This is a genomic window from Shewanella sp. 10N.286.51.B2 (assembly GCF_041469265.1).
Lineage (GTDB): Bacteria > Pseudomonadota > Gammaproteobacteria > Enterobacterales > Shewanellaceae > Shewanella.
Map to the genome: position 1 here is coordinate 135,093 of NZ_JBFRKH010000014.1, position 23,357 is coordinate 158,449.

Sequence of the window (23,357 nt, forward strand, 5' to 3'; positions counted from 1 at the left end):
TCGTGGGAGTCTTAGCGGTTGTGCAGCTGTGGCTGCTGTGCTCGCTCTATTATACTGGCGGGCATTTTAGCGGCTAACATCTGCAATAATGATGTGGCTTTTTTCTGTGTCGCGGCATCATTAAATACGCTGTTATATAACCAATGGTAACCTAATTGATAATCAACAGGGCTACCATAACCTTCGCCGTATAGGCGAACTAACATCAATCTTGCAGGCAGATCGCCATTGGCTGCTGCCGGCATCACATATTGCACTGCTCGATTTTTGTCTTGCACTACCATTTCACCGTGATAGTAATATTCGGCCAGTTTCAGCATCGCCTCAGCGCTACCTTGCTCTGCAGCAGTTTGTAATAACGCCATGCCACGGGAAGCGTGTTTATCTACACACACACCATGGTTGAGCATTTCGGCCCATAAAAACTGATACATGGGCTGCTGGAGTACTTCTGCTCTAGCTTCAATATCTTGCACTAGTTGGCAGTCATCGCGTTTAACTTGCTTTAAATAAACATCATTGCGGATCAATTTAATTAATTGCTCATCACCATAGATATCCACCGCGGTTAATTCAGCAACAGCTAAATTCGGCAGTAAGCACAACACCAACAAACATAAACGCAGCATAACGATTCTCAATGACACTTTAGTTACTCTATGCATCGGCATTATAGCCTATATCTTGAGTATTAACTGCACAAACAACAATATTTAGTGGTTATTTGAATTGCCAAAATGATTTTAAAAAAGCAGTAAAAAGAAGAGAAATTGCGCGGAGTTACAGTTTCAATTTTATCGTCTAAGGTTTGTTAATTCTGCATATTAAAAAGGCCGCTAAATAGCGGCCTTTTTATGTGTTAGTTAAATGGATTAACTAATACGATTGTCTCGTTTCTGTCAGGACCGGTTGATACGATATCAACAGGCGCTTCAAGTAACTCTTCGATACGAGCAATATAATTAAGCGCTGCTTGTGGCAGTTGCTCAATTGAAGTAGCACCAAAGGTAGACTCACTCCAGCCAGGCATAGTTTCGAATACAGGAGTAACCTGTTCGTAACCTTCAGCTGCAAGTGGCGTAACAGTTTCTACAGTTCCATCAGGATACTGGTAACCAACACAGATCTTAACTTCTTCAAGACCGTCAAGAACGTCAAGTTTAGTTAGGCAGAAGCCGCTAACACTGTTGATTTGAACTGCACGGCGCATTGCCACAGCATCTAACCAACCTGGACGACGTTTACGACCAGTAGTTGCACCAAACTCTTGGCCTTTATGACCTAAGTAATCACCGATCTCATTCTCAAGCTCTGTTGGGAAAGGACCTGCACCTACACGTGTAGTGTAAGCTTTCATGATACCTAGAACATAATCTAAGTGACGAGGACCAAAACCAGAACCGGTAGCGACGCCACCTGCTGTAGTGTTTGATGAAGTCACATATGGGTATGTACCATGGTCGATATCAAGTAATGTACCTTGTGCACCTTCAAACAAGATAGGCTCACCCGCTTTACGGGCTGTATCAAGTAATTCAGTAACATCAGTACACATACTCTTAAGATAATCAGCAATTGCTAATGCATCATCAAGGGTAGTTTGATAATCAACTGCGTCACAGTCATAGTATTCAGTCAGCATAAAGTTGTGATATTTCATCACTTCTTTTAATTTAACTGCGAATAACTCTGCATTGAATAAATCACCAACGCGTAGACCACGACGAGAAATTTTATCTTCATAAGCTGGACCAATACCACGACCCGTTGTACCGATAGCTTGATTGCCGCGCGCTTTTTCGCGAGCTACATCAAGAGCACAATGGAAAGGTAGGATCAGTGGACATGCTTCTGAAATAAGAAGACGCTCTTCGACAGGAACTCCACGCTCTTTAAGCATGTTGATCTCTTTCATCAAAGCATCAGGAGCCAATACCACACCATTACCGATAATGCATTTCACATTATCACGTAAAATCCCTGACGGAATTAAGTGAAGTACGGTTTTATCGCCGTCAATTACCAGAGTATGACCAGCATTGTGGCCGCCTTGGTAACGAACTACATATTTTGCCTGTTCTGTTAGAAGGTCGACAATCTTACCTTTTCCTTCGTCACCCCATTGAGTGCCGAGTACTACTACGTTTTTGCCCATCGTCTGCTGCAAGGTTGCGGTATAAAGGCGAATTTTAACAGATTTAGGGGGGTAATATGCAAGTATTTTATGCGAAAATTATTAATAGTACTATGCCGGCAGAGACTAGGCAGCCACCTAACCGCCTGAGATTATTCTTATTTTGCATCGAAAATTCGGCTAAATATTTTTTCCATTGCAGCGGAAATAATAAGGGTCCGATACCTTCAAGTACCAAAACAAGCCCCATGGCAAACATCAACATTTGAAAATTCATGGTCTAGTTCCACTATTTGGTTTACACATTAGCAAAAAACATCGACTACACCATAACGCTTCTAAGCGGTCATCGCATTACATCGAATGACTAATTGGCGTTTTTACCTAAAAAAAGCCAATAAAAAACCCAGCATATAGCTGGGTTTTTTGAATTCTGAAAACGTATTAACGTTTTGAGAATTGTGGCTTACGACGTGCTTTACGTAGACCAACTTTCTTACGCTCAACTTTACGAGCATCACGGGTAACGAAACCAGCAGAACGTAAAGAAGGACGTAGAGCTTCGTCTAACTGAAGCAATGCACGAGTAATACCGTGACGAATTGCACCTGCTTGGCCAGTGGTTCCACCGCCCTTAACAGTTACATAGATGTCAAGTTTGTCAGTCATTTCAACTAGCTCTAGAGGCTGACGAACAACCATGCGAGCAGTTTCACGACCAAAATATACATCTAGTGGACGTTGGTTAACAACGATTTGACCACTACCTGCTTTAGCGAATACGCGAGCAGTTGATGTTTTACGACGGCCAGTGCCGTAGTACTGAGTTGCAGACATTAGCTTACTCCCGTATTAGATATCAAGAACTTGAGGTTGTTGTGCAGCATGGTTATGTTCAGTGCCAGCGTAAACTTTAAGCTTACGGAACATAGCACGGCCCAAAGGACCTTTTGGTAACATACCCTTAACTGCTTTCTCGATAATCATTTCAGGCTTATGATCTTGCAGCTTTTCAAAAGAAATCTGCTTAATACCACCGATGAAACCTGTATGTGAGTAGTAAATTTTGCCTTTAGCTTTGTTACCAGTCACAGTAACTTTCTCAGCGTTAATAACGATGATGTAGTCACCAGTGTCAACATGAGGAGTATACTCTGGCTTGTGCTTACCACGTAAACGAGTAGCAATTTCAGTAGCGATACGACCTAAAGTTTTACCTTCGGCATCAACGACGAACCAGTCACGTGTGACTGTTTCTGGTGTAGCAGTAAATGTAGTCTTCATTTTTACAAAAACCCAATGTTTAAAATTCTGTCTCAATGCTGAATGCGGAATGCAAACAACACAATGACCATTTCAAAGCCCCTTCGAGCTGAAATTGGTTTAAATCGTCCACCCAAATTCGGTGGAGTAACGAGGGCAGGTGGCGGATTATAGACAAAGCTGAGTTAAAAATCACCTAATTTCTGATAGTTTTCTAAAAAACTTCTCTGGTGCTTTAGCTGATTTCATCCCTCAATAACTATTTATGGTAAATGCTCCAACATTAAATAGTCATGTGATTGCATTTCAATCAATCTTGAGCGGCAGCGTCTAAACTCAAAACTGAGTAAACCATCTGTGTAAATATCTTCTAATGAAACTTCAGCAGAAATAATTAACTTCACATTACGCTCATAAAATTCATCTACCATCGCGAGAAATCGCCGAGCAATATCATCACCGGTTGTGGCTGAGCCCATTTGTTCAAGCCCACTTAATAGAACGGTATGGTACAAACGAGCCACTTCCATATAGTCGCGCTGGGATCGAGGGCCGTCACATAAGTCTCTAAAGTTGGCCAATAGCACCCCTTGGGATTGCTGGCGAATATTCACCTCACGGCCTTCAATTTCAATGGCGTCAGTGAATACTTCTGATTCTGGAGCAAGCTGGGCAAAATAGCTTAACAAGTTGGTGTCAGCCTGCTCATCCAGTGGGTAGTGGTAAATCTCAGCTTGCTCAAGGGTTCGTAAGCGATAATCAATACCCGAATCCACATTAAGGATTTCGCAGTTTTGGTTTATTAAGGCGATTGCGGGTAAAAATCTTGCGCGCTGTAAGCCATTTTTATAGAGGTCATCGGGAATGATGTTTGAGGTGGCCACTAACGCGACCCCTTCTTTAAATAAGTGTTGGAACAAGGTGCCCAATAACATGGCATCGGTAATGTCAGAAACAAAAAATTCATCGAAACATATGATGTTATATTGCTGCGCCATTTTGTTAGCAATAGTAATTAATGGGTCCTGAACACCGTCAAGTTCGCCTAAGTCATGGTGTAGCTGGTGCATAAAGCGATGAAAGTGGGCCCGCAGTTTTTTCTCTGTTGGCAGCGCATCAAAAAAAGTATCCATCAAGTAAGTTTTACCACGACCTACTCCGCCCCATAAATATAAACCTTTGACGCTAGGGGCTGATTTTTTAAGGCCGATTGAACCTAAAAGCCGACTCAATGAGGACTGCTGAACATCGGCTGCGATAAGTTCTTCATAAACACGTTGCAATGACTTTACCGCTTGCTCTTGGGCTAAATCATGGGAGAAACCTTCACGGGTTAAATCTTGCTGGTAATGCTGCCAAGGGCTTAACTGCGACACGGGGACTACTCTCTATATACTGCTGAAAATTCCACACAACCATAACATATCACCCTTAGCCGGCGTAACGGTAAACCACATAAAAATTAACCTTTGTTAATGATGGCTGAACTTATTGAAACTTAGAACACTCCGAGGTTATATAGTCAATACAGCTAAACTGAAGTTGTATTTACGCCAGTCACCCATAATATGTGTATAAGCAAAGATTAATTTTCAAGGAGCAAGAAACAATGAAACCCAAATTAACCTTAGTTTCAGCAGCGATATTATCCGCCTCTTTATCGTTAATGCCGGCGTTGTCCCAAGCTGCAATTCCACAAACTGTTAATGGTCAAGCGCTACCTAGCCTCGCTCCCATGCTAGAAAAAACAACTCCCGCTGTCGTCTCTGTTGCAGTCAGCGGCACCCAAACCTCTAAACAACAAATTCCCGATGTGTTTCGATATTTCTTTGGCCCTAACGCCCCCCAAGAACAAGTGCGTGAACGCCCTTTTAGAGGCTTAGGATCAGGGGTCATCATTAACGCCAAAGAGGGTTACATCGTCACGAATAACCACGTTATTAATGGTGCTGATGAAATTAAAATTGGTCTGCATGATGGCCGTGAGATTGACGCAAAACTCATTGGCTCAGATCCTGAATCTGATATTGCGCTATTACAAATAGAAGCGAAAAACCTTACCCAAGTGAAACAAACCAACTCTGATGATATCCGTGTCGGCGATTTTGCTATCGCCATTGGTAACCCATTTGGTTTAGGGCAAACCGTGACTTCAGGTATTGTTAGCGCCTTGGGCCGTAGCGGTTTAGGGATTGAAATGCTGGAGAACTTTATCCAAACTGACGCCGCGATTAATAGTGGTAACTCAGGCGGCGCCTTGGTTAATCTTAACGGTGAGTTAATCGGTATTAATACCGCCATTGTGGCCCCCGGTGGTGGCAACGTCGGTATTGGCTTTGCTATTCCGGCTAATATGGTTAACAACCTAATTAATCAAATTATTGAGCATGGTGAAGTTAAACGTGGCGTGCTTGGCGTTATGGGCCGAGACTTAGATAACGAATTGGCCAAAGCATTTGGTCTAGAAACCCAGCATGGTGGTTTTATTAGTGAAGTCATGCCTGATAGCGCCGCAGACAAAGCAGGTATAGAAGCGGGTGACATCATTGTCAGTGTCAATGGTAAGCAGATTAAAAACTTCCAAGCCTTGCGAGCAAAGGTCGCCACTATGGGCGCTGGTGCTAAAGTTAAAATTGGCATCATTCGCGATGGTGATAATGAAACCATTAATGTCACCCTTGGTGAGTCAAATAGCAGTTCAGGCACCAGTGCTGATGCATTACACCCAATGCTTGAAGGGGCTGAGTTAAGTAATAGCCGTAAAGGTATTGAAATTGCTGAAGTGGCTCAAGGATCGCCAGCCGCCAGAAATGGACTCGAGAAAGGCGATTTAATTGTCGGGCTAAATCGCAGTAAAGTAAAAAGCCTTAAAGACTTAAAAGAGCAGCTAAAGACTCAGCAAGGCGCGGTCGCATTGAAAATATTGCGTGACAATAAGCTGCTTTACTTGGTACTGCGTTAAAGCAGCACCGAATAAACCCTGTTGTTTTACCCAATAAGCATCGTAGCCCTGTTACGATGCTTAATTTTTTTAATCATGATAATATCTTGGGTACTTTTTCATAATTTAGTCAGCCAATGAATTTCAAAGACACAATTTTATATTTGACCAAAGCTGTGGCATTTGGATTAGTCATGGCGGCCGCTTTCATATTTGTTACTTCGATAACCAACAACAGTAATTTCAATAATGGCTTAACCACTACCCAGCACCACAATGACTTATCCTTTGCTAAAGCCGTTCGTCGAGCAGCCCCTGCTGTGGTCAATATTTATAGCCTTAGTTTAGATCAAAATAGCCCATTAAATTCAAGCTCGCTTCAAGGCTTGGGTTCTGGGGTTATCATGAGTAAAGAAGGCTACATTTTAACCAATTACCATGTAATTAAAAAAGCCGATGAAATTGTTATCGCGCTACAAGATGGCCGAAAATTTACCTCAGAAGTTGTCGGTTCAGATCCAGTCACCGATTTAGCGGTCCTTAAAATTGAAGGCGATAATCTACCTATCGTGCCGATCAATTTATCCAAACCTGCACAAGTGGGCGATGTGGTACTTGCCATTGGTAACCCTTACAACTTAGGCCAAACCATTACCCAAGGTATTATCAGTGCAACCGGCCGAAACGGCTTAAGTTCAGGCTATCTTGATTTCTTACAAACCGATGCAGCCATTAATGCCGGTAACTCTGGCGGTGCACTTATCGACACCACTGGCGAACTAATTGGTATTAATACTGCGGCATTTCAAATCGGTGATGAAGGTGGCGGGCACGGTATTAACTTTGCCATCCCAATTAAACTGGCTCACAGCATTATGGGAAAGTTGATTAAAAATGGCCGCGTTATTCGTGGCGCGTTAGGGATTTCAGGCGAGCCGTTAAGCCCTGTTATGGCGCAAATCCTCAACTTACCGGATTTAAAAGGCGTATTGGTCACCGCTGTTGATCCCAAAGGGCCTGCGGCAGATGCGAAACTGCGTCCAAGAGATGTGATTATCGCTTATGCAGAAGAGAGTGTTCCTGGGGTTGAAATGCTGATGGATAGAATTGCTGAAACAGCGCCCGGAGATAGCATCACAATGACCATCATCCGCGAAGGTAAGTCTTATGATGTGCCAGTGATTATTGGTGAGAAGGCTGTCGAACCTTAAGCACAAATTACAACTTAACCATTTAATCATAAAAAAGTCAGCTACCTTAGGTAACTGACTTTTTATTCTTTACTATAACGCTTTGGCAAACAACTTAAGCAATCTACAGCTTATGCAATACGAACCACTTCACCGCCGATGGCTTTAAACTTCTCTTCGATATGCTCATAACCACGATCTAAGTGATATATACGATCAACGGTTGTCGTACCGTCAGCCATAAGGCCTGCAATCACTAAACTCGCTGAAGCGCGTAAATCTGTCGCCATCACTTGCGCACCGTTCATGCGCTCAATACCATTAATGATGCAGGTGTTACCCTCTAGCTCCATTTCAGCGCCCATACGGCTTAACTCAGGTACATGCATAAAACGATTTTCAAAAATCGTTTCAGTCACATGACTGGTGCCTTCAGCTAATGCGTTTAACACACAAAATTGCGCTTGCATGTCCGTCGGAAAAGCAGGATATGGCGCAGTTTTAATATTAACCGCTTTAGGGCGCTTGCCTTGCATATCAAGTTCAATCCAATCGTCGCCAGTATTAATCACCGCGCCAGCATCTTCAAGTTTTGCCAGAACTGCTTCTAGGCTTGAAGGATCAGCGCTTAGACAGCGAATTTTTCCGCGCGTCACGGATGCAGCCACTAAAAATGAGCCGGTTTCGATGCGATCAGGCATCACTCTGTGGTTACAACCAGAGAGTTTCTCAACCCCTTGAATACGCAAGGTTGCGCTGCCAACACCGGTAATTTTTGCGCCCATTGCAATTAAGCAATGTGCTAAATCATTAATTTCAGGTTCGCGAGCGGCATTTTCAATAATGGTTTCACCATCAGCTAAGGTCGCAGCCATCAATAGGTTTTCAGTGGCACCAACGCTGACCATATCCATAAAGATATGCGCGCCTTTTAAGCGGCCATCAACTCTGGCTTTAATATAACCTTCTTTTACCTCAATAGTAGCGCCCATTTGCTCTAGCCCTTGCAAATGCAAGTTCACAGGTCTTGCGCCAATCGCGCAGCCACCAGGCAATGAAACATCAGCGGTACCAAATCGAGCCAGTAACGGCCCTAAAATCAAAATAGAGGCGCGCATGGTTCTAACCAAATCGTATGGCGCACAAAACTCTTTGAGATTAGTGGTTGAGATCCGATATTGGCTATTGCCTAACTCAGTGATATCAGCACCAAGGCAGCGAAGTAATTCACAGGTTGTTTTTACATCGCGAAGGTTAGGTACATTCGAAATATTAAAGTCAGTTTCAGCTAAAACACCAGCAAACAGGATCGGCAAAGCCGCATTCTTGGCGCCAGAGATGGTCACATCTCCGGCAAGGGGCTTGCTGGCTTGTATTGTTAATTTATCCACACTAATTCTCTACACTCAGTATTACGCTTACATATTAAATAATTTTTCACGCTTCCACTGAGTCGGCGTAAAAGTCTTGATAGTAAGCGCATGTAACTCACCACTGGCAATATGTTCATTCAGTGGTGCATAAATGGTCTGCTGCTGCTTCACTTTACTCATAGCGTCGAACATTTCGCCAACTGCAACCACTTTGTAGTGGCTACCATCTGAAGTCACATGTACTTCATCTAGGGTTAACGCCTCTGATAAAATCTGCTCAATTACTTTGCAATCCATGAAATGTGCTACCTTAAATTCAATGCTATTGTTCTATGAAAAAGGACTCTAAATCATACAACTCGATAAGTTTTTTTAGATGCTTACTCGGATTAGCCAAGCTCCTTGGCTGAGTGTTGTCCCCATGACAATGACCTAAACATATTAGTTCAAGCAATAAGGCCACGCCTGCACTGTCAACATACTCTAAAGCAGACAAGTCTAACACTTGAGTCGTATCAGTAAACAATTGTTGTTGATTTGGCCACAATTCTCTGACCTCAACCTGAGTTAATTGCCCTTTTAGGTGACAAATATCACCTTGCTGTGAAAATTCAATCACGCAGCATTGCCCTCGTCCTGATCTAAGCGAATATCTTGGTTGGTGCGCTCATAAAGCATGTCGATGACCTTATCGACGCCTTTTTGGCGAATTAAATTGGAAATTTCTGATTGCTTTGACGCCAGTAAACTCACGCCTTCCGCCACCAAATCAAACGCTTTCCAGCTGTCATCTTTTAGACGTCTGGCTTTAAACACCACTTTAATGGGCGGGCGACCATCTTCAATAATTTCGACGCGGACATCGATCATTTTCTCGTTACTAAAATCAGCAGCCGGGAAAAACTGTACTTGCTGACCAGTGTACTCAGTAAAGGCTTGGGCATAGGTAGCCACTAAATAACCTTCAAAAGCATCCACAAACCGCTGACGTTGTTCAGGAGTCGTGTCACGCAGGTATTGCCCCATCACTTTATACGCGGCGTATTTATAATCAACATAGGGCATAAGCTCTTCGCGAACGATAACTTTTAAATAGCTTAAATCATTGTCAATGAGGGCTTTGTCTTTATCAAAACGCGCAAAGGTTTTCTCTGATACTTGCTGCACTAGCTTGAACGGATCACGGGTATCTATGTCATCAGTCGTCAGCTCTGCAGCACCAAGCGGGCTGATGCTTAACCATAAAAAGACACTTAACATAACGCGAATAAACTGCTTCATATACCGCTCCTACTTATCATCCGATGACATGCTATAGATTAACTGACCGATTAAGTCTTCCAGTACTAATGCTGAGCGCGTGTCATAAATTTTATCGCCATCAGCGAGCATCTCAATATCATCATCCATAAAGCCTGGGGTTAACCCCAAAAACTGCTCACCCAATAAACCTGCAGTTAAAATCGATAAGCTGCTGGTCTCTGGAAATTGATCATATTGCTTATCCATAGTGATGCTCACTATCGGTACAAGCTTTTTGGGGTCGAGCTGAATATCAGTTACCCTTCCGACAACCACCCCGCCCACTTTCACTGGCGAGCGTACTTTTAAGCCACCGATATTGCTAAATTCAGCGTGTAAACTGTAAGTTGCCTGATTAGGCTTAAGCTCAACATTGGCCACATTAAATACCAGCACACAAAATGCCACTAAGCCTGACAATAAGAACAATCCAACCAATAACTCTATTTTCCGTGTCAACATACGACTAAACCACTTTAATTAATGAATGCAAAATTTACCCAACTTACCTCCCGCTAACACTCAGCAGTTAACATCAATTGCCGAACATAATCGCTGTCAGTAAAAAATCGAGCGCTAACACTGCTAAACTCGCCTGAACCACAGTGGATGTGGTCGCTCGGCTAATGCCTTCGGGGTTGGGAATGACTTCATAACCACGATATAAAGATATCCAGGTTACCACTACGCCAAAAAGCACACTTTTGATTAAACAATTTACAATATCTTGGCGCCACTCAACCGATGCTTGCAGAATTGACCAAAAAGAGCCGCTATCAATGCCTTTCCATTCAACTCCCACTAAATGACCGCCGATAATGCCAACAAGACAAAACATCATCACTAATAATGGCAGGGTGATAACCCCCGCCCAAAAACGTGGCGCTATGATTTGGTGTAAAGGGTCAACCGCCATCATCTCTAAGCTTGATAACTGCTCGGTTGACTTCATTAAGCCAATTTCAGCGGTTAATGCCGAGCCTGCGCGCCCGGCAAAAAGTAATGCCGCAACCACAGGACCAAGCTCTCTTAATAAGCTCAATGCCACCATGGGCCCTAGGCTTTCGACCGTGCCAAAATCAGCCAGTACCGTATAAGCTTGTAATGCCAGCACCATACCGATGAACAGGCCAGAGACTATGATGATCACCATGGAGCGAACACCCAACACATAAACTTGCTTGGTGATTAAGCCAATATCTTTTTTAACATTCGGCCAACGGGCAATAGCGCCCCATAACATCAGCCCTGCTCGGCCTAGACCTGAAATAAAATCCAAAGCAAAGCGGCCAATATTACTGATAAAGTTAATCACGTCCACTTAACATCTCCTGTTGATAGTCTTCAGCTGGATAATGAAAAGCCACCGGCCCATCGGGTGCTCCATGAATAAATTGCTCAATTTGTGGATTGGTTGAAGCCCGTAATTCAGCAGGCGTGCCTGAAGCGATTACTTTTTTCTCGGCGATAACATAAACATAGTCGGCAATACTCAATACTGCATCCACATCGTGGGACACGACCACCGAAGTCAGCCTCAATGTTTCAGATAATTCGCCAATCAATTTCACCAGCACCGCCATCGAAATAGGATCTTGACCGGCGAAAGGCTCGTCATACAAAATCATTTCAGGCTCAAGTGCTATCGCCCGCGCCAATGCAACTCGGCGCTGCATGCCGCCGGATAACTCATTGGGCATCATCAGAGCGGCGCCCCGCAGCCCCACGGCTTGCAGCTTCATCAACACAATCTTACGAATAATAGTTTCAGCTAACCCTGAGTGCTCACGCAGGGCAAACGCCACATTATCAAACACATTCATATCGGTAAAAAGCGCCCCACTTTGAAACAACATACTCATGCGCTTTCGCTGCTCAAATAATTGTTGCCGCTTCAGTTGGTGAATGTTTTGCCCAGCAAAAAGCACCTCACCACTATCAGGGGTTAATTGACCGCCGATAAGTTTAAGTAAGGTGGTTTTACCTATGCCACTTGGCCCCATAATGGCGGTCACTTTGCCAGTTGGAATGCTGAGACTGATATCATCAAAGATAACCTTAGTCCCTCGGCTAAAGCCCATGTTCTTAACTTCTACAAGGGCTGACCTAGTGGGCTCTAAACTTGGAGTAGACATGTCTATAGAGGAAATAATAGCCTTCCTAGAGAACGAGATGTAGAGCTGAAGTGTACGAAATTGTGTAAGAACCTACAACAAATCAATCACCATGCGTTACAATCCCTAACAATTTTCGCAATAGCGACGATTTTTGTTAATATCTGACAAAAATATCGCCATAACTCAAATAATTGGAACAAGATGCTTTTTAATATCATGATGCTCATCGTCGGATTGGGCGCATTAGTTTGGAGCGCAGATCGCTTTGTTTACGGAGCAGCCGCCTTTGCTAGAAACTTAGGCCTGCCACCAATGTTAATCGGTTTAACCATTGTGGCCATGGGCAGCTCAGCGCCAGAAATGCTGGTTGCTGCCACCGCATCAATGGAAGGCATGAGCGATACTGCAATTGGTAACGTGCTCGGCTCAAACGTGGCTAACATCACCTTGATATTAGGGGTTACCGCATTGTTTGGGGCTATTTCAGTTCGCTCAGAAACCTTAAAGCGTGAAATTCCAATCATGATTGCGGCAACCGTATTAGCTGGCTACCTTATTCACGACGGCATGCTCACCCGTGTTGAAGGTGGGGTATTATTAATCGCATTTTTCGCCTTGATGGGCTATTTCATTTGGAGCGCGATGCGAAATAAGAAAAAAGATGTCCTAGCTGATGAGTCTGACGCAGAGATCCCTAAAAATGTACCCACATTACATGCTATTATCTGGATCATTGTTGGTATGGTGTTATTGCCACTCTCGGCAGACTGGATGGTGACTGGCGCGGTAGGCATTGCCAAGACATTTGGCTTGTCAGATCTGGTCATCGGCTTGACCATTATTGCCATTGGCACCAGTTTACCGGAACTAGCAGCATGCATCGCTGGCGTCCTAAAAAAAGAAGACGACCTCGCGATTGGTAATATTGTTGGCTCAAACATTTTTAATATTTTAGCAGTGCTGGCCATTCCAGGGCTGATTGCCCCAGGTGAAATCGACATAAATGCAAGCGGTCGAGATTTTTACATGGTACTAGCAACCAGCACCGCATTAGCAGTACTGGTATTATCGAGTGGCGCTAAAAAGCAGCTTACTCGCTGGCATGGAGCCCTTTTATTAATCGTCTTTATTGCGTACCAAGTTGTCTTATTTCAATCACAATAATGGGGCATAAAGATGTGTGACTCACCAAAGCGTAACCCGAAATCGCTTTGGACAATAGAGAGATACATATGACAGAACAAACACAATTGCGCCAATGGGGTCGTCAAGTCATTGATATTGAAAAGGCAGCATTAGATAACCTTTATCAATATGTAGACTCAGACGAGTTTGGCCAAGCCTGTGAACTCATTTTAGAATGTAAAGGCAAAGTCATTGTCATGGGCATGGGCAAATCTGGCCACATTGGCAATAAGATTTCTGCCACACTCGCCAGCACAGGCACGCCTGCATTTTTTGTTCACCCTGGCGAAGCAAGCCATGGCGACTTAGGCGCTCTGGCAAAAAATGATATTATTTTAGCCATATCAAATTCTGGTGAAGCCAGTGAAATTCTCACCTTAATGCCCGTTATACAGCGCATGGGGGTCCCGGTAATCGCGATTACGGGTAAACCAGAATCCAATATGGCCAAGCTATCTAAACTGCATTTATGTATTGAAGTGCCTGAAGAGGCCTGCCCATTAGGGCTAGCACCAACATCAAGCACTACCGCAACCTTGGTGATGGGTGACGCCTTGGCCGTAGCATTATTGCAAGCGAAAGGCTTTACCCGTGATGATTTCGCCCTATCCCACCCTGGTGGATCTTTAGGTCGTAAACTATTACTTAAAGTCAGCGATGTAATGCACAAAGGCGCTGATATTCCACAGGTGAAAAGTGAGCTCTGCATTACTGAAACCCTATATGAGATCTCAAATAAAGGTTTAGGTATGACTGCAGTGATCGATAATGCAGACAAGCTAGTCGGGATCTTTACTGACGGTGATTTACGCCGCGTCATCGATGCTGAAGTGAACCTGCGTACTACCGCTATTGCCGATGTAATGACAACCAACTGCATTACCATCAGCCCAGGTATTTTAGCCGCGCAAGCATTACAGATTATGGAAGAAAAAAGTATTAACGGTTTAATTGTCGTAGACGAGAACCAACGCCCAGTCGGCGCACTTAACATGCTCGATATGGTTAAAGCTGGAGTCATTTAACATGTCATTACACGAAACACTGCACCAAGGTTTTTACGGCCCAATCTCTGATGATGTTTGGCAAAAAGCCAAAAAAATTAAGCTGCTTATTTGCGATGTCGATGGGGTATTTTCCGATGGCCGTATTTATTTAAGTAATGCAGGGGAAGAGTTAAAAGCATTTCATACCCGTGATGGTTATGGCATTCGCTCTATTTTAACCAGTAATATTCATGTTGCTGTGATAACCGGGCGTAAATCTGCCATTGTGGAAAATAGAATGACCGCTTTAGGTGTCACTCATATTTATCAAGGTGTTGATGATAAACTAGTGCCTTACCAAAGCCTGTTAGATACCTATGGCGTTAGCCCAGATGAAGTCGCCTATATTGGTGATGACATGGTTGACTTACCTGTGATGAAACAGGTTGGCCTTGCAGTTTGTGTGGCTGATGGCCATCCTTATGTTAAACAACATTGCCATATGACCACCACCATTAACGGCGGAAATGGCGCATTACGTGAACTCACCGATTTGCTATTACTTAGCCAAGATAAGTTTGAAAATGCCCACGGAATGAGTATATGAGCCGAGTGACCTTCGCTATTATCGGATTTTTTGGCGCAGCCTTAGTCCTTTATTGGCAAGTACAAATTAAACGTAGTCAGATGGAGGCAAGTAAATTGCCTGCCCCTGCTCGCCCTGATTTTATCGCCAATGACTTACGCACCACTGAATTTAATGAGCAAGGTTTAGTGCAAAGCCGAGTCTCAGCGAAATACATGGAGCACTTTCAGCAAAGTAATGAAACCATGTTTACTGAGCCTGTCTACCTTATTTATCCTGAAAATGGTGAAGCCGAATGGCAATTAAGCGCAGATTTAGGCAAGCTGAATAATGAAACAGGCAAAGTAGTTTTAGAAAATAATGTTATTATTGATGCAATAAACATCGACGAGCCATTACAATCTTTGACAACCACCATGTTGGCACTCGATATGAACACCATGATTTTGACCTCAGATAGACAAATTTTTGTTACTGGGTCAGATTTTAATATACAAGGTTTAGGCCTGTATGCTGATTTAAATGCTCAAGAACTTGAACTTTTAAGTCAAGTAGAAGGAACGTATGAAGCAAAGTAAACTTTTGATTGCCTCACTACTCAGTGTAGTCAGTATTGCCAGCGCCTATGCAAAAGAAGGCGATTTACAGCAAGAGCTTAAAGTCGCAGCTGTGAGCCAAAAAGCTGACATAAAAAACAATCAGGTCATCTTCTATGGCCCAGTTAATGTGACTCAAGGGTCGATTAACATTAATGCCGACGAATTACGCGCATTTGGCACCGAAAGCGGCACCCAAAAAACCATGGTTGCCACAGGTAACCCTGCGACATTTTCCCAAGAGTTAGATGATGGCCGTATTGGTACTGCCAGTGCCGATGAAATTAAATATGAGCTTGCCACTAGCATTTTAACCTTAACGGGTAATGCTAAATTGGACCAAGCTGGCAGCCAGGTTACTGGTAACCTAATTAGCTACAACATTGAAAAGCAGCAGTTAATTGCTGAAAGCACCGGTACTGGTGAAGATCGGGTTATCACTATTTTTCAACCAGAAAGTCACCCAGACTTGATTGATTCTGAAAAGAAAAAAGATGAGCAACCACATTTACCAGACAGCGCTAAACCCGGTGATGACACGCCACCAGCTATAATTGAAAACAACAATTTATCTGCTGTAGAGGCTGTGAACTCAACTGAAACACCCGAAGTAACTGAATCACTTAACGCTGAGGCGCAGGCGACATTGTCAGCCCCAGCAGCTGAGCAAAATGACTAATGACCCAAATTACGTTAACCGCTGAAAATCTCGCTAAGAGTTATAAAAGTCGCCAGGTAGTAAAAGATGTCAGCCTGACGGTAAAAACCGGCCAAATTGTTGGCTTACTTGGCCCTAATGGTGCGGGTAAAACCACCACCTTTTATATGGTCGTAGGCCTAGTCAAAAGTGATAAGGGCCGCATTCTGATCGATGAAGATGATTTAACCGCAGATCCAATGCATTTGCGCGCCCGAAAAGGCATTGGCTACTTACCTCAAGAAGCCAGTATTTTTCGTAAGCTCACAGTACACGATAATATAATGGCAGTGCTTCAAACTCGCAAAAGCTTATCAAATGAGCAGCGCATTGAAGAACTGGAACATTTATTAGAAGAATTTAACATAACTCATATCCGTGATAGCCAAGGTATGGCGTTATCGGGAGGTGAGCGTCGCCGAGTTGAAATTGCACGCGCATTAGCGGCAAATCCTAAGTTTATTTTATTAGATGAACCTTTTGCAGGGGTAGATCCTATCTCAGTAATCGACATCAAGAAAATTATTCAACAACTTAAAAGCCGTGGTTTAGGGGTGCTAATTACCGACCATAATGTCCGTGAAACACTTGATGTGTGTGAGCGAGCATATATTGTGAGTCACGGAAACTTGATTGCTGAAGGAACACCTGCTGAGATCTTAGTCAATCAGCAAGTTAGGTCGGTATACTTAGGTGAACAATTCAAGCTATAGTTAGCACTATTCAGTTTTTAGTATGGCATTCGCGGCCAACAACAAACCTTAATCTAGTCTATTTTTCTAGGATCATAAACTAGCGCCCACACTGTTCGTCGCGATGATGTAATTCAATTAGGGACAAGCGGTACATGAAAGCCTCACTCCAACTCAAAATGGGTCAACACTTAACCATGACCCCACAGTTGCAACAAGCGATTCGCTTATTGCAACTTTCCTCATTGGAGCTACAGCAAGAAATTCAACAAGCACTTGATTCAAACCCGCTATTAGAGCTTGAAGACGAATTCACTAAAGCCAAAGAGCCCGTAAAAGAAAACGCCCTGCAAACTGACACCGATTTTAGTGATAATAGCCAAGTCACCATAGAAAAAGACACCTCAACGGTTGATACCACTGAATCGCTCACTAAAGATTCTATGCCTGAAGAACTCCCTATGGATACCACATGGGATGAGGTGTATACCGCCTCGCCGACTTCTGGCTCTGGCGCAGTATCGAGCGGTAATGATATGCCGTTTCAAGGCGAAACCAGTGAAGGCTTGTATGAGCATCTTGAATGGCAAAAAAACCTCACTCCCTTTTCTGAAAATGACTTGGTGATTGCAACCGCCATTATTGATGCCATTGATGAGCGCGGTTACCTCACCCAGAGCGTTGAAGACATTTTGCAATCCTTAGGCACTGACGATATCGAACTCGATGAAGTTGAAGCTGTACTTAAACGGGTACAACACTTCGATCCCGTCGGCATTGCAGCGCGAGATTTAAGTGAGTGTCTATTAATTCAATTAGGCCAATACCCTAATGAAATTCCTTGCATAGATAATGTTAAGTTACTGATTAAAGATCATCTTGATTTAATCGCCGGTCGTGACTTTAGGTTACTGATGCGTAAAACCAAGCTTAAAGAAGATGATTTACGTGAAGCCATTGAATTTATTCAAACGCTCAATCCACGTCCAGGCTTGCAAATTACCCCCATTAAAGATGAGTACGTCATTCCTGATGTTACTGTACTTAAAAAGAATGGTCGCTGGGTGGTCGAGCTAAATCCCGATAACATGCCTAAAATTGGCGTTAATCAGCAATATGCAGCTATGGCCAAAGGCGGTTCAAGCCAAGCTGACAGCCAATTTATTCGTGGTCATTTACAAGAAGCCAAATGGTTTATCAAAAGCATCGATAGCCGTAATGAAACCTTACTAAAAGTGGCTAACTGTATCGTACAATTTCAGCAAGGTTTCTTTGAGTTCGGTGAAGAAGCCATGAAGCCGATGGTGCTCAATGATATTGCTGAAGCGGTTGAAATGCACGAGTCGACCATTTCACGGGTCACGACCCAAAAATACATGCATACCCCCCGTGGACTTTTTGAACTAAAATATTTTTTCTCAAGCCATGTAAGTACCGATGATGGTGGAGAATGCTCTTCTACAGCAATTCGCGCATTTATTAAAAAGCTCGTAGCTGCAGAAAACCCGAAAAAGCCTCTTAGTGATAGTAAAATGGCGACACTATTGGCTGAACAAGGGATTAACGTTGCTCGACGTACGATAGCCAAATATCGAGAGGCAATGCTCATCCCTCCCTCAAACCAACGCAAAAGCTTATAACTTTTGTTATTGGAGGATGACCTATGCAAATTAACCTGACTGGAAACCATATTGAAATAACTCAATCTTTACGGGAATACGTGCAAACAAAATTTTCAAAGCTTGAACGACACTTCGAACAGATCAATAATGTTCACGTTGTGCTCGATGTTCAAAAGCTACAACAGATTGCCGAAGCCAAACTGCACCTAAAAGGCGGTGAAGTGTTTGCTGTATCGCGTAACGCTGATATGTATGTGGCAATAGACGCCCTGATAGATAAGCTAGACCGTCAGGTAATTAAACATAAAGAGAAACTCACTAAGCATTAACGATGGAACTTCGTACCATCCTGCAGCCGGCGTGCACTACCTGTGCCACTCCGGGCAGTAAGAAAAAGGTACTGGAATTAATCAGCAATTTAATGGCTGCCCAGTACCCAACCCTTTCTTCACAGGCTATTTTTGAAAGTCTAATAGCGCGTGAAAAAATGGGCAGTACAGGTATAGGAAATGGCATAGCAATTCCACATGGGCGCTTAGATAATATCGAAGAACCCATTGCTATTTTAATCAAATGCGAAGAGCCAATCGCCTTTGATGCCATAGACAAGCAACCTGTAGATATTTTATTTGCGCTTCTTGTACCTGCAGATCAGTGCCAGCAACACCTAAGCACATTATCTAGCATGGCAGAGAAACTCAGTGATAAATTGATACTTAAACGACTTCGAAAGAGTCATGACGCTACAGAACTTTATCAGGTTATTACTGCATGAAACTTGTCATCGTATCGGGACGTTCAGGTTCAGGAAAATCAGTCGCACTGAGAGTGCTTGAAGATTTAGGTTATTACTGTGTTGATAACCTGCCACTGCCACTGATTGGCAGCCTGCTTGAACAGCTTAAAGATAGTAACGAGCTTGTCGCCATTAGCGTCGATGTGCGTAATATCGAAGAGCAAGGCAAAGTACTCAAAGAGCAAATTGCTTTACTGTCTGACGATACCAGCATTACCAGTTTCTTTTTAAACGCCAACGATAAAGTGTTACTGAAGCGTTTTAGTGAGACCCGCCGATTACACCCACTGTCTAAGAATCAAATTTCGTTACAAGAAGCCATTAAGCTTGAGGGGCGGTTACTCGAACCCATAGCCAAAATGGTTGATCACTATATCGACACCTCGCAAACTAATATCTACGAATTGAGCGATCATGTTCGGCAAATCTTGCTAGGCAGTGTTGATAAAGAATTAGTGGTACATTTTGAGTCATTTGGCTTTAAGCATGGCATGCCGGCTGAAGCAGACTTTATGTTTGATGTGCGCTTTTTACCGAATCCGCACTGGGAGCTTGAGTTAAGGCCCTACACAGGCCTAGATGCGCCCGTGCAAGAGTTCTTAGAGCGACAGCCTTTGGTGAATAAGTTTATCTGGCAAATTGAAAACCTTTTTGACACTTGGATGCCACATTTAGAGCGTAATAACCGCAGCTACCTGACCATTGCCATTGGTTGTACTGGCGGTCAGCACCGTTCGGTTTATATTGCCGATCAGCTCGCTAAACGTTTCAACAACTCTAAGCACAAAGTCAGCGCCCGCCATAGAGAGCTTGGCATTGAATAAGCTAACCACAACGCCAGCCAAAACGGTGGCCTATTCAAAGCAAATTACCATCAGTAACAAGCTAGGCTTGCATGCGCGAGCGGCGACTAAATTGGCAATTTTAGCTACCGAGTTTGACGCAACTATCACCCTTATCCAAGGTGAGAAACAAGCCAGTGCTGCCAGTGTATTGGGGTTATTAATGTTAGAAAGTGGCATTGGTAAAATCATTACTGTTGAAGCTCAAGGCCGTGATGCAGAAAAAGCCCTTGAGGCCGTATGCAAGTTAATCAACGATAAATTTGACGAAGAAAGCTAACCGCCTGCGCCCAGTAACATCTCCAAGGAAACACAGCGACTCACCTTTACCATTATTTTATTAGCTATACTCAACACACCACCAAGCAGTATTAGCGTATTTATGAATTGCGCATCAAGCCATCAGATATTAGAAATTTCTTCATTCTTTCCGGTGAGTTAAGTTAACATTTCATCATCGTCTTTTCAGGAGTAGCCAATGGGTATTGAAGTCATCGACAGCGAACTGACCGAACAACGTCTTAATCAGCTTACACAAGCATTAGGTAGCGGTATGTTTGTTCATGTCAGAAATATGCTTCATGACATGGCCGCCTCCGATGTCGCATTAATTCTTGAATCATCACCGCCGAAAACTCGTCAAGTGTTATGGCAACTGATTGATCATGAGCAAGCGGGTGAAATCCTAGAAGAACTCGGTGAAGAGTTAAAAGATTCACTCATCAGCGCTATGACCCCAGAAAAAGTAGCCCAAGCCACCTCTGGGATGGATACCGATGACTTGGCTTACATCTTAAGAAGTTTGCCAGATGCTGTTTATAAAAAAGTACTGCAATCCATGAGCAGTCAAGACCGCCATCGCGTCGAACAAGCACTGTCATACCCTGATGACACCGCTGGCAGTATCATGAATACTGATACGGTCACTTTGCGTCCTGACGTTAATATTGATGTGGTATTACGCTATTTGCGCCAGCGCGGCAACTTACCCGATACCACAGATACCTTATATGTGGTTGATCGCAACGATCATGTGCTTGGTGGGGTGCGCCTTGCCGATCTACTCACTTGTGATCCTAATTCAACCATTCGCAGCATCATGGATCCTGAATTAGAAAGCATCCCTGTGGACATGCCTGATAATGAAGTGGCGCAATTATTTGAACGCCATGACTGGATTTCGGCCCCAGTGGTAGATGAAGCGCAAAAATTATTAGGCCGTATTACCATTGATGATGTGGTCGATGTTATTCGTGAAGACGCCGAACACTCAATGATGGGGATGGCGGGTATGGATGACGATGAAGATACCTTTGGCCCCGTAATGAAAAGCACCTTCAGACGCTCGCTATGGCTTACCATTAACTTGTTTGCCGCCTTACTTGCTGCATCAGTAAGTAATATGTTTGAAGGCACGTTAGAGCAATTTGCCACCATCGCGATTTTAATGACTATTGTCCCTAGTATGGGCGGTGTGGCAGGCAATCAAACCTTAGCTCTGGTTATTCGTGGTATCGCCTTGGGTCATATTGGCCAAAGTAACTCCCGTTGGCTTATCGGTAAAGAATTAGCCATTGGTTTTCTTAATGGCCTCATGTGGTCGGTACTGGTCTTCTTTGCAGTGTGGCTATGGAAAGGTGATATGGCACTGGGCGGTCTCATTGGCGGCGCGATGCTCATTAACATGACCGTTGCCGGACTAGCGGGGGCCAGTATTCCGCTCATACTTAAAAAACTCAATATCGATCCGGCATTGGCTGGCGGTATGGTACTAACCACAGTCACCGATGTGATTGGCTTATTCGCCTTTTTAGGCTTAGCGACCATTTTCTTAATGTAGCGCCGTAAAACCCCCTCTCTCATCAACATAAAAAGCGGCATTTATTGCCGCTTTTTTGTGCCTTAAAACCATAGAGTTTTAATGGTTACTTTTGTTTACCAATTAAAACCAATTCGCACCAAAATAGTACTTTTGCACCAAGATGTTTCACGCCCACTTTTTAGAGCTAACACTTTAAAAAAATAAGTCATTGTAATAAAAGGGTAAAATATTTATTTCATAATTGGCACAAGTATTCCATTGAGTTACGTATCACTAAAGAGGTAGCTTTTAATTTGACCAATTTAGTGGAGAAATTTAAGCCTTATAAATTTGAATATCAGCAGGAGTCGATGATGAAATTATTACACACATGTTTGAATCTTTGTCGTAATCAGTGCCACTTTTATAAGCATGTAGGCTGTAGCCTATGGGAAGTAGAATAGTCTTATCGTTAAGCCGACGAAGTTAATCGCTTTTAAATGCTTGGAGCTAATATGTCAGCACAAACAAAGTTTTATCCCGAGAGCTTTCAGCAGCAAGTGATCGCTGAAGTGAAGCAACATAATCGATTAATTTCTGATGTTGCTAAGCAATACTGCATCTCAGCAAAAACGGTTTACCAATGGGTTAAAAATAAAGAAACCGCGATGACATCAAAAACTAATGCCGAGGGCGTGACCACTCGCAAGCGTACACAAGCTAAACAGAAAAGCGCTTTAGTGTCAGAGATAGCTCACTTACAACTTAAGTTATCTCAGCTGAATCAGCAGCTGTTATCGATTAATAGCAATTAGTGGGGATTAACACAGTTCCGACAAACTTGATTGAATTAAACGCTGCCCCCATCGGCAATTAATTAGCGACAAATCTATTGTAAAATATAGAGCTGTTCACCCTCAGGTTTGTCAATTTTATTACATAAAAAGCTGATATAAAGCAGCTATGTAAGCTAAAAACCTGCAACAGGGACTAACAATAATAATAGGTCGCAGGAATGCCAAAAGGCAGTGTAAGGCCGGTGCTAATGAAAGGATGTCATTGGTGCCCGTGAATACGAAACGAATGGATTTTAAGACTGTTCCGGCAGGTTTGATTCGATAAGCGCACCACCCCAAGTGCACTTATTAAGAAGCTAATATTCCGACGATAAAGGCTTTTAAACAATCAAGCTTGTCAATTTTATTCAAGCTCAGTGACTGCATTCCCCCCATGA

General features: G+C 43.3%; 28 protein-coding genes. 15 read left to right on the plus strand and 13 right to left on the minus strand.

Annotated elements, in window-relative coordinates:
- Positions 1-11: 11 nt before the first annotated feature.
- The 6 genes from AB4140_RS04150 to zapE form a co-directional block, all read right to left on the minus strand.
- Positions 12-665 (minus strand): tetratricopeptide repeat protein, encoded by a 654-nt coding sequence (locus tag AB4140_RS04150; RefSeq protein ID WP_102440124.1) that lies wholly within the window; start codon positions 663-665, stop codon positions 12-14.
- Between the two features lie 194 nt (positions 666-859).
- Positions 860-2,155 carry an adenylosuccinate synthase gene (locus AB4140_RS04155; RefSeq protein ID WP_076539144.1) on the minus strand — a complete coding sequence of 432 codons (1,296 nt, stop codon included), beginning with the start codon at positions 2,153-2,155 and terminating at the stop codon, positions 860-862.
- Positions 2,156-2,222: 67 nt separating this feature from the next.
- Entirely contained in the window at positions 2,223-2,411 is a 189-nt protein-coding gene (locus AB4140_RS04160; protein WP_102440112.1) for a DUF2065 family protein, read from the minus strand.
- A gap of 167 nt (positions 2,412-2,578) precedes the next feature.
- The gene (gene rpsI / locus AB4140_RS04165) at positions 2,579-2,971 is read right to left on the minus strand and encodes a 30S ribosomal protein S9 (RefSeq protein WP_076539149.1); all 393 of its coding nucleotides are present in this window, start codon (positions 2,969-2,971) and stop codon (positions 2,579-2,581) included.
- A gap of 15 nt (positions 2,972-2,986) precedes the next feature.
- Complete coding sequence (rplM, locus tag AB4140_RS04170; protein ID WP_076539151.1) at positions 2,987-3,418, minus strand: 50S ribosomal protein L13; 432 nt, start codon at positions 3,416-3,418, stop codon at positions 2,987-2,989.
- Positions 3,419-3,660: 242 nt separating this feature from the next.
- Positions 3,661-4,773 (minus strand): cell division protein ZapE, encoded by a 1,113-nt coding sequence (gene zapE, locus AB4140_RS04175; RefSeq protein ID WP_102440111.1) that lies wholly within the window; start codon positions 4,771-4,773, stop codon positions 3,661-3,663.
- A 233-nt stretch (positions 4,774-5,006) separates the two neighbouring features.
- Here zapE and AB4140_RS04180 point away from each other — a divergent pair, with 233 nt between their 5' ends.
- Together AB4140_RS04180 and degS are read left to right on the plus strand one after the other, a co-directional pair.
- Entirely contained in the window at positions 5,007-6,359 is a 1,353-nt protein-coding gene (locus AB4140_RS04180) for a DegQ family serine endoprotease (protein ID WP_102440110.1), read from the plus strand.
- Between the two features lie 116 nt (positions 6,360-6,475).
- Entirely contained in the window at positions 6,476-7,549 is a 1,074-nt protein-coding gene (degS, locus tag AB4140_RS04185) for an outer membrane-stress sensor serine endopeptidase DegS (protein ID WP_102440109.1), read from the plus strand.
- A gap of 110 nt (positions 7,550-7,659) precedes the next feature.
- On the opposite strand, the gene murA is transcribed toward degS, so the two are convergent.
- The 7 genes from murA to AB4140_RS04220 form a co-directional block, all read right to left on the minus strand.
- Positions 7,660-8,919, minus strand: coding sequence for a UDP-N-acetylglucosamine 1-carboxyvinyltransferase (gene murA / locus AB4140_RS04190; RefSeq protein WP_371999896.1), 1,260 nt, complete (start codon positions 8,917-8,919; stop codon positions 7,660-7,662).
- 27 nt (positions 8,920-8,946) lie between these two features.
- The gene (locus tag AB4140_RS04195) at positions 8,947-9,198 is read right to left on the minus strand and encodes a BolA family protein (RefSeq protein WP_076539160.1); all 252 of its coding nucleotides are present in this window, start codon (positions 9,196-9,198) and stop codon (positions 8,947-8,949) included.
- Between the two features lie 25 nt (positions 9,199-9,223).
- A complete protein-coding gene (locus AB4140_RS04200) occupies positions 9,224-9,520 on the minus strand; it encodes a lipid asymmetry maintenance protein MlaB (RefSeq protein WP_076539162.1) in 297 nt (98 codons plus the stop codon).
- Positions 9,517-10,182, minus strand: coding sequence for a phospholipid-binding protein MlaC (locus AB4140_RS04205; protein ID WP_102440107.1), 666 nt, complete (start codon positions 10,180-10,182; stop codon positions 9,517-9,519). Before AB4140_RS04205 ends, AB4140_RS04200 begins: the two co-directional genes overlap by 4 nt.
- Positions 10,183-10,191: 9 nt before the next feature.
- A complete protein-coding gene (gene mlaD / locus AB4140_RS04210) occupies positions 10,192-10,665 on the minus strand; it encodes an outer membrane lipid asymmetry maintenance protein MlaD (protein ID WP_102440106.1) in 474 nt (157 codons plus the stop codon).
- A gap of 73 nt (positions 10,666-10,738) precedes the next feature.
- A complete protein-coding gene (gene mlaE, locus AB4140_RS04215) occupies positions 10,739-11,524 on the minus strand; it encodes a lipid asymmetry maintenance ABC transporter permease subunit MlaE (protein ID WP_102440105.1) in 786 nt (261 codons plus the stop codon).
- Positions 11,511-12,338, minus strand: coding sequence for an ATP-binding cassette domain-containing protein (locus AB4140_RS04220; RefSeq protein ID WP_102440104.1), 828 nt, complete (start codon positions 12,336-12,338; stop codon positions 11,511-11,513). Before AB4140_RS04220 ends, mlaE begins: the two co-directional genes overlap by 14 nt.
- Before the next feature lie 183 nt (positions 12,339-12,521).
- On the opposite strand from AB4140_RS04220, the gene AB4140_RS04225 reads away from it, so the two are divergent.
- The 13 genes from AB4140_RS04225 to AB4140_RS04285 all read left to right on the plus strand — a co-directional run bounded on the left by AB4140_RS04225 (position 12,522) and on the right by AB4140_RS04285 (position 22,938).
- Entirely contained in the window at positions 12,522-13,484 is a 963-nt protein-coding gene (locus AB4140_RS04225; protein ID WP_102440103.1) for a calcium/sodium antiporter, read from the plus strand.
- Positions 13,485-13,552: 68 nt separating this feature from the next.
- Positions 13,553-14,530 carry a KpsF/GutQ family sugar-phosphate isomerase gene (locus tag AB4140_RS04230; protein ID WP_076539174.1) on the plus strand — a complete coding sequence of 326 codons (978 nt, stop codon included), beginning with the start codon at positions 13,553-13,555 and terminating at the stop codon, positions 14,528-14,530.
- A gap of 1 nt (position 14,531) precedes the next feature.
- Positions 14,532-15,098, plus strand: coding sequence for a 3-deoxy-manno-octulosonate-8-phosphatase KdsC (gene kdsC, locus AB4140_RS04235; RefSeq protein WP_076539176.1), 567 nt, complete (start codon positions 14,532-14,534; stop codon positions 15,096-15,098).
- Entirely contained in the window at positions 15,095-15,655 is a 561-nt protein-coding gene (gene lptC / locus AB4140_RS04240) for an LPS export ABC transporter periplasmic protein LptC (RefSeq protein ID WP_102440101.1), read from the plus strand. Before kdsC ends, lptC begins: the two co-directional genes overlap by 4 nt.
- Complete coding sequence (gene lptA, locus AB4140_RS04245) at positions 15,642-16,352, plus strand: lipopolysaccharide transport periplasmic protein LptA (protein ID WP_102440100.1); 711 nt, start codon at positions 15,642-15,644, stop codon at positions 16,350-16,352. The genes lptC and lptA overlap by 14 nt, the downstream gene beginning before the upstream one ends.
- The gene (lptB, locus tag AB4140_RS04250) at positions 16,352-17,083 is read left to right on the plus strand and encodes an LPS export ABC transporter ATP-binding protein (protein WP_076539182.1); all 732 of its coding nucleotides are present in this window, start codon (positions 16,352-16,354) and stop codon (positions 17,081-17,083) included. Before lptA ends, lptB begins: the two co-directional genes overlap by 1 nt.
- Before the next feature lie 134 nt (positions 17,084-17,217).
- Positions 17,218-18,702: an RNA polymerase factor sigma-54 gene (locus tag AB4140_RS04255; RefSeq protein WP_102440099.1), complete on the plus strand. Its 1,485-nt coding sequence runs from the start codon at positions 17,218-17,220 to the stop codon at positions 18,700-18,702.
- Between the two features lie 23 nt (positions 18,703-18,725).
- Positions 18,726-19,013 carry a ribosome hibernation promoting factor gene (gene hpf / locus AB4140_RS04260; RefSeq protein WP_076539186.1) on the plus strand — a complete coding sequence of 96 codons (288 nt, stop codon included), beginning with the start codon at positions 18,726-18,728 and terminating at the stop codon, positions 19,011-19,013.
- 2 nt (positions 19,014-19,015) lie between these two features.
- The gene (gene ptsN / locus AB4140_RS04265; protein ID WP_102440098.1) at positions 19,016-19,459 is read left to right on the plus strand and encodes a PTS IIA-like nitrogen regulatory protein PtsN; all 444 of its coding nucleotides are present in this window, start codon (positions 19,016-19,018) and stop codon (positions 19,457-19,459) included.
- Positions 19,456-20,304 (plus strand): RNase adapter RapZ, encoded by an 849-nt coding sequence (gene rapZ, locus AB4140_RS04270; RefSeq protein WP_102475893.1) that lies wholly within the window; start codon positions 19,456-19,458, stop codon positions 20,302-20,304. The genes ptsN and rapZ overlap by 4 nt, the downstream gene beginning before the upstream one ends.
- A 25-nt stretch (positions 20,305-20,329) precedes the next feature.
- Complete coding sequence (locus AB4140_RS04275) at positions 20,330-20,602, plus strand: HPr family phosphocarrier protein (RefSeq protein ID WP_102440123.1); 273 nt, start codon at positions 20,330-20,332, stop codon at positions 20,600-20,602.
- Between the two features lie 198 nt (positions 20,603-20,800).
- Positions 20,801-22,162 carry a magnesium transporter gene (gene mgtE, locus AB4140_RS04280; protein WP_102440096.1) on the plus strand — a complete coding sequence of 454 codons (1,362 nt, stop codon included), beginning with the start codon at positions 20,801-20,803 and terminating at the stop codon, positions 22,160-22,162.
- Between the two features lie 476 nt (positions 22,163-22,638).
- Positions 22,639-22,938 carry a transposase gene (locus AB4140_RS04285; RefSeq protein WP_102440095.1) on the plus strand — a complete coding sequence of 100 codons (300 nt, stop codon included), beginning with the start codon at positions 22,639-22,641 and terminating at the stop codon, positions 22,936-22,938.
- Positions 22,939-23,357 lie beyond the last annotated feature (419 nt).

What these genes read in the sequence shown, in the direction of transcription:
- AB4140_RS04180 (WP_102440110.1), top strand. Translation starts at nt 5,007, where the DNA reads ATGAAACCCAAATTAACCTTAGTTTCAGCAGCGATATTATCCGCCTCT.
- AB4140_RS04255 (WP_102440099.1), top strand. Translation starts at nt 17,218, where the DNA reads ATGAAAGCCTCACTCCAACTCAAAATGGGTCAACACTTAACCATGACC.
- degS (WP_102440109.1), top strand. Translation starts at nt 6,476, where the DNA reads ATGAATTTCAAAGACACAATTTTATATTTGACCAAAGCTGTGGCATTT.
- lptB (WP_076539182.1), top strand. Translation starts at nt 16,352, where the DNA reads ATGACCCAAATTACGTTAACCGCTGAAAATCTCGCTAAGAGTTATAAA.
- AB4140_RS04150 (WP_102440124.1), bottom strand. Translation starts at nt 665, where the DNA reads ATGCATAGAGTAACTAAAGTGTCATTGAGAATCGTTATGCTGCGTTTA.
- AB4140_RS04155 (WP_076539144.1), bottom strand. Translation starts at nt 2,155, where the DNA reads ATGGGCAAAAACGTAGTAGTACTCGGCACTCAATGGGGTGACGAAGGA.
- mgtE (WP_102440096.1), top strand. Translation starts at nt 20,801, where the DNA reads ATGGGTATTGAAGTCATCGACAGCGAACTGACCGAACAACGTCTTAAT.
- lptC (WP_102440101.1), top strand. Translation starts at nt 15,095, where the DNA reads ATGAGCCGAGTGACCTTCGCTATTATCGGATTTTTTGGCGCAGCCTTA.
- AB4140_RS04205 (WP_102440107.1), bottom strand. Translation starts at nt 10,182, where the DNA reads ATGAAGCAGTTTATTCGCGTTATGTTAAGTGTCTTTTTATGGTTAAGC.
- AB4140_RS04220 (WP_102440104.1), bottom strand. Translation starts at nt 12,338, where the DNA reads ATGTCTACTCCAAGTTTAGAGCCCACTAGGTCAGCCCTTGTAGAAGTT.
- kdsC (WP_076539176.1), top strand. Translation starts at nt 14,532, where the DNA reads ATGTCATTACACGAAACACTGCACCAAGGTTTTTACGGCCCAATCTCT.
- AB4140_RS04195 (WP_076539160.1), bottom strand. Translation starts at nt 9,198, where the DNA reads ATGGATTGCAAAGTAATTGAGCAGATTTTATCAGAGGCGTTAACCCTA.
- AB4140_RS04230 (WP_076539174.1), top strand. Translation starts at nt 13,553, where the DNA reads ATGACAGAACAAACACAATTGCGCCAATGGGGTCGTCAAGTCATTGAT.
- AB4140_RS04160 (WP_102440112.1), bottom strand. Translation starts at nt 2,411, where the DNA reads ATGAATTTTCAAATGTTGATGTTTGCCATGGGGCTTGTTTTGGTACTT.
- AB4140_RS04285 (WP_102440095.1), top strand. Translation starts at nt 22,639, where the DNA reads ATGTCAGCACAAACAAAGTTTTATCCCGAGAGCTTTCAGCAGCAAGTG.
- ptsN (WP_102440098.1), top strand. Translation starts at nt 19,016, where the DNA reads ATGGAACTTCGTACCATCCTGCAGCCGGCGTGCACTACCTGTGCCACT.
- hpf (WP_076539186.1), top strand. Translation starts at nt 18,726, where the DNA reads ATGCAAATTAACCTGACTGGAAACCATATTGAAATAACTCAATCTTTA.
- lptA (WP_102440100.1), top strand. Translation starts at nt 15,642, where the DNA reads ATGAAGCAAAGTAAACTTTTGATTGCCTCACTACTCAGTGTAGTCAGT.
- rplM (WP_076539151.1), bottom strand. Translation starts at nt 3,418, where the DNA reads ATGAAGACTACATTTACTGCTACACCAGAAACAGTCACACGTGACTGG.
- rapZ (WP_102475893.1), top strand. Translation starts at nt 19,456, where the DNA reads ATGAAACTTGTCATCGTATCGGGACGTTCAGGTTCAGGAAAATCAGTC.
- mlaD (WP_102440106.1), bottom strand. Translation starts at nt 10,665, where the DNA reads ATGTTGACACGGAAAATAGAGTTATTGGTTGGATTGTTCTTATTGTCA.
- AB4140_RS04225 (WP_102440103.1), top strand. Translation starts at nt 12,522, where the DNA reads ATGCTTTTTAATATCATGATGCTCATCGTCGGATTGGGCGCATTAGTT.
- rpsI (WP_076539149.1), bottom strand. Translation starts at nt 2,971, where the DNA reads ATGTCTGCAACTCAGTACTACGGCACTGGCCGTCGTAAAACATCAACT.